Genomic DNA, 5,365 nt, shown 5'->3' with positions numbered 1-5,365 from the left:
GATAAAGGACTTTTTAAAAATAAAATAAAAACTGGCGGCGGCCTACTCTCCCGCGTTAGCAGTACCATCGGCGCTGGTGGGCTTAACTTCTGTGTTCGGAATGGGAACAGGTGAGCCCCACCGCTAAAACCACCCTAAAGAAGGTATATAAGGTTGCAGGATGTAGGTAATAGGCTGCAGGTTTTCCCTGCTACCTGATAGCTAACATCTGCTACCTGATTTAATCGATAAAAACGTTCACAAAGAGGTAACCTTGCTGCACTTTCGTGCGCCTTATTAGGCTATAAATCTACGGGTAATTAGTACTACTTGGCTATGACATTACTGTCTTTACACCTATAGCCTATCAACGTCGTCATCTCCAACGACCCTTAAAAGATGTCTCATCTTGAGGCGAGTTTCGCACTTATATGCTTTCAGTGCTTATCTCTTCCAAACGTAGCTACTCAGCAGTGCACCTGGCGGTACAACTGATACACCAGAGGTTTGTTCAATTCGGTCCTCTCGTACTAGAATCAAGCCCTCTCAAACATCTAACGCCCGCAATAGATAGAGACCGAACTGTCTCACGACGTTCTGAACCCAGCTCGCGTGCCACTTTAATGGGCGAACAGCCCAACCCTTGGGACCTTCTCCAGCCCCAGGATGTGACGAGCCGACATCGAGGTGCCGAACCTCCCCGTCGATGTGAGCTCTTGGGGGAGACTAGCCTGTTATCCCCGGAGTACCTTTTATCCTATGAGCGATGGCCCTTCCATACGGAACCACCGGATCACTATGTCCTGCTTTCGCACCTGATCGACTTGTTGGTCTCACAGTCAAGCACCCTTATGCCATTACACTCTACGCACGGTTACCAAGCGTGCTGAGGGTACCTTTGAAAGCCTCCGTTACTCTTTTGGAGGCGACCACCCCAGTCAAACTACCCACCACGCAATGTCCTTCCATTCAGAAGTTAGGCTCCAAGTAAGTAAAGGGTGGTATTTCAACGTTGGCTCCACCTACACTAGCGTGCAAGCTTCAAAGCCTCCCACCTATCCTACACATTACTTACTCAAAGTCAATACGAAGTTATAGTAAAGGTTCACAGGGTCTTTTCGTCCCATTGCGGGTACTCGGCATCTTCACCGAGACTACAATTTCACAGAGCTCATGGTTGAGACAGTGCCCAGATCGTTACACCATTCGTGCAGGTCGGAACTTACCCGACAAGGAATTTCGCTACCTTAGGACCGTTATAGTTACGGCCGCCGTTTACTGGGGCTTCAGTCAATGCCTTCGGTTTAACCCTAAGCACCTTCCTTAACCTTCCAGCACCGGGCAGGTGTCAGACCCTATACTGCATCTTTCGATTTTGCAGAGTCCTGTGTTTTTGATAAACAGTCGCCTGGGCCTCTTTACTGCGGCCACCATTGCTGATGGCGTCTCTTCTCCCGAAGTTACGAGACTATTTTGCCTAGTTCCTTAACCATGATTCACTCTAGCACCTTAGGATTCTCTCCTCGACTACCTGTGTCGGTTTTGGTACGGGTTGCTTCACTTCGGCTTTTCTTGGAAGCACTTTCCCTACAGCAGCTTCGCCCGAAGGCTAGGCCTTGACTATTCCGTCAGTCTCCAGTAAGTACGGCACTCCGTCCCCTTTTTAGTGTGAGCAAGTATGGGAATATTAACCCATTGTCCATCCACTACCCCTTTCGGGTTCGCGTTAGGTCCCGACTAACCCTCAGCTGATTAGCATGGCTGAGGAAACCTTAGTCTTTCGGTGAGCGGGTTTCTCGCCCGCTTTATCGTTACTTATGCCTACATTTTCTTTTCTATCCGCTCCACAATACCTCACAGTACTGCTTCGGCGCAAATAGAATGCTCTCCTACCAGATGTACATAAAGTACAAATCCATAGCTTCGGTAATATGTTTATGCCCGATTATTATCCATGCCGGACCGCTCGACTAGTGAGCTGTTACGCACTCTTTAAATGAATGGCTGCTTCCAAGCCAACATCCTAGCTGTCAATGCAGTCCAACCGCGTTGCTTCAACTTAACATATATTTTGGGACCTTAGCTGTTGGTCTGGGTTCTTTCCCTCTCGGACATGGACCTTAGCACCCATGCCCTCACTGCCGTAGAACATTTATTAGCATTCGGAGTTTGTCAGGAATTGGTAGGTGGTGAAACCCCCGCATCCAATCAGTAGCTCTACCTCTAATAAACTTATATACGACGCTGCACCTAAATGCATTTCGGAGAGTACGAGCTATCTCCCAGTTTGATTGGCCTTTCACCCCTACCCACAGGTCATCCGAAGACTTTTCAACGTCAACCGGTTCGGTCCTCCACTCTGTGTTACCAGAGCTTCAACCTGCCCATGGGTAGATCACAAGGTTTCGCGTCTAATCCTACTAACTATACGCCCTATTCAGACTCGCTTTCGCTCCGGCTCCGGTACTTAATACCTTAACCTCGCTAGTAAAATTAACTCGTAGGCTCATTATGCAAAAGGCACGCCGTCACACCATATAGGTGCTCCGACCGCTTGTAGGCGTACGGTTTCAGGTTCTATTTCACCCTTCTATTCGAAGTGCTTTTCACCTTTCCTTCACAGTACTTGTTCACTATCGGTCTTTCAGGAGTATTTAGCCTTGGAGGATGGTCCCCCCATATTCAGACAGGATTTCACGTGTCCCGCCCTACTCATTTATCACTCAAATATGCCTTTCATTTACGGGGCTATCACCCTCTACGGCTGTTCTTTCCAGAACATTCTATTAAACATATATTAGCTTTTGGGCTAATCCGCTTTCGCTCGCCACTACTTACGGAATCTCTTCGATTTCTTTTCCTCCGGGTACTTAGATGTTTCAGTTCTCCGGGTTTGCTCCTCCTAAGAGGTGACTGGTCTTCAACCAGCCGGGTTGCCCCATTCGGACATCTGCGGATCAATTCGTGTGTGCCAATCCCCGCAGCTTTTCGCAGCTTACCACGTCCTTCGTCGCCTCTGAAAGCCTAGGCATCCGCCATACGCCCTTAACGATTTCTTTCCTAATAATTATATTAGTTCAGTATTTTTTGATAAATTAAATTTATCGATATTTTTATAAACTCGGCACTCGAAAGTGCTCGGTTATCTCTTTGTGATGTCTTTACCGTTAATGTCAATGATCTTAATGTCTTCTTGTACAACTGATGAACAGATATTGTTTTTGGCTCTATCCGTAACTTTTAAATCAGTCTTCCAAAACTGTGGAGAATAAGGGAGTCGAACCCTTGACCTCCCCGATGAATCGGGACGCTCTAGCCCCTATCGGCTAAAATCCTATGTTTTATTTTATAAATATCTTCTATTCTTGTTACATCGCTGTAACTCTGTGGAGAATAAGGGAGTCGAACCCTTGACCTCCTGCGTGCAAGGCAGGCGCTCTAGCCAGCTGAGCTAATTCCCCCTCTAGTGTTGTTAGTTCTTGGTGTTTCGTTTTTAGTCTTTAGCTTGCGCTATTCCCTAATCTCTAAATCCTATAACCTAACTCCTTAATTAGTAGTCTCGGGCAGGCTCGAACTGCCGACCTCTACATTATCAGTGTAGCGCTCTAACCAGCTGAGCTACGAGACTGTCTGTTAGACGTAAAGAAAATAGATCAATAGATAACAGACCATTCGTCTCTCTCTAATTTCTTTCTTCTTTGTCTCTCTCAATCCCTTTACTAATTTCTAGTGGGTTTTGTATTTTTAATATAAGCAACCAAACAAAAAACTAAAGCTTTACTTTAAGTAAGTACTTGTATCTTGCGATACTAATTTTGTTTATCGTCTTTAAGACGCTCTAAAATGAGATGTTCCAGCCGCACCTTCCGGTACGGCTACCTTGTTACGACTTAGCCCTAGTTACCTGTTTTACCCTAGGCAGCTCCTGTTACGGTCACCGACTTCAGGTACCCCAGACTTCCATGGCTTGACGGGCGGTGTGTACAAGGCCCGGGAACGTATTCACCGCGCCATGGCTGATGCGCGATTACTAGCGATTCCAGCTTCATAGAGTCGAGTTGCAGACTCCAATCCGAACTGAGACCAGCTTTCGAGATTTGCATCACATCGCTGTGTAGCTGCCCTCTGTACTGGCCATTGTATTACGTGTGTGGCCCAAGGCGTAAGGGCCGTGATGATTTGACGTCATCCCCACCTTCCTCTCTACTTGCGTAGGCAGTCTCACTAGAGTCCCCAACTTAATGATGGCAACTAGTGACAGGGGTTGCGCTCGTTGCAGGACTTAACCTAACACCTCACGGCACGAGCTGACGACAACCATGCAGCACCTTGAAAAATGTCCGAAGAAAAGTCTATTTCTAAACCTGTCATTTCCCATTTAAGCCTTGGTAAGGTTCCTCGCGTATCATCGAATTAAACCACATAATCCACCGCTTGTGCGGGCCCCCGTCAATTCCTTTGAGTTTCATTCTTGCGAACGTACTCCCCAGGTGGCTAACTTATCACTTTCGCTTAGTCTCTGATTCCGAAAAACCAAAAACGAGTTAGCATCGTTTACGGCGTGGACTACCAGGGTATCTAATCCTGTTCGCTCCCCACGCTTTCGTCCATCAGCGTCAGTTGTTGCTTAGTAACCTGCCTTCGCAATTGGTGTTCTAAGTAATATCTATGCATTTCACCGCTACACTACTTATTCCAGCTACTTCAACAACACTCAAGACCTGCAGTATCAATGGCAGTTTCACAGTTAAGCTGTGAGATTTCACCACTGACTTACAGATCCGCCTACGGACCCTTTAAACCCAATAAATCCGGATAACGCTTGCACCCTCCGTATTACCGCGGCTGCTGGCACGGAGTTAGCCGGTGCTTATTCGTATAGTACCTTCAGCTACTCTCACGAGAGTAGGTTTATCCCTATACAAAAGAAGTTTACAACCCATAGGGCCGTCGTCCTTCACGCGGGATGGCTGGATCAGGCTCTCACCCATTGTCCAATATTCCTCACTGCTGCCTCCCGTAGGAGTCTGGTCCGTGTCTCAGTACCAGTGTGGGGGATCACCCTCTCAGGCCCCCTAAAGATCGTAGACTTGGTGAGCCGTTACCTCACCAACTATCTAATCTTGCGCGTGCCCATCTCTATCCACCGGAGTTTTCAATATCAACTGATGCCAGTCAATATATTATGGGGTATTAATCTTCCTTTCGAAAGGCTATCCCCCAGATAAAGGCAGGTTGCACACGTGTTCCGCACCCGTACGCCGCTCTCAAGTTTCCGAAGAAACTCTACCGCTCGGCTTGCATGTGTTAGGCCTCCCGCTAGCGTTCATCCTGAGCCAGGATCAAACTCTCCATTGTATGTTTGTCTGACTCACTCAAAGTTTTT

General features: G+C 47.3%; 2 tRNA genes and 3 rRNA genes. All 5 read right to left on the bottom strand.

The annotated features are described in order from the left end of the window. Positions 1-29: 29 nt before the first annotated feature. The 5 genes from rrf to AC07UM_RS23705 all read right to left on the bottom strand — a co-directional run bounded on the left by rrf (position 30) and on the right by AC07UM_RS23705 (position 5,337). Positions 30-137, bottom strand: a 5S ribosomal RNA gene (rrf, locus tag AC07UM_RS23725). Between the two features lie 142 nt (positions 138-279). After that, positions 280-3,038, bottom strand: a 23S ribosomal RNA gene (locus AC07UM_RS23720). A gap of 328 nt (positions 3,039-3,366) precedes the next feature. After that, positions 3,367-3,440, bottom strand: a tRNA-Ala gene (locus AC07UM_RS23715). 93 nt (positions 3,441-3,533) lie between these two features. After that, positions 3,534-3,607 (bottom strand) — tRNA-Ile (locus AC07UM_RS23710). A gap of 213 nt (positions 3,608-3,820) precedes the next feature. Further along, positions 3,821-5,337 (bottom strand): 16S ribosomal RNA (locus AC07UM_RS23705). Together the 16S, 23S and 5S rRNA genes with 2 tRNA genes alongside form the textbook arrangement of a ribosomal RNA operon. Positions 5,338-5,365: the final 28 nt, after the last annotated feature.

It is taken from the genome of Chryseobacterium sp. GW821-FHT04C04 (assembly GCF_059420365.1).
This window is presented reverse-complemented; position numbering and strand designations above follow the sequence as displayed.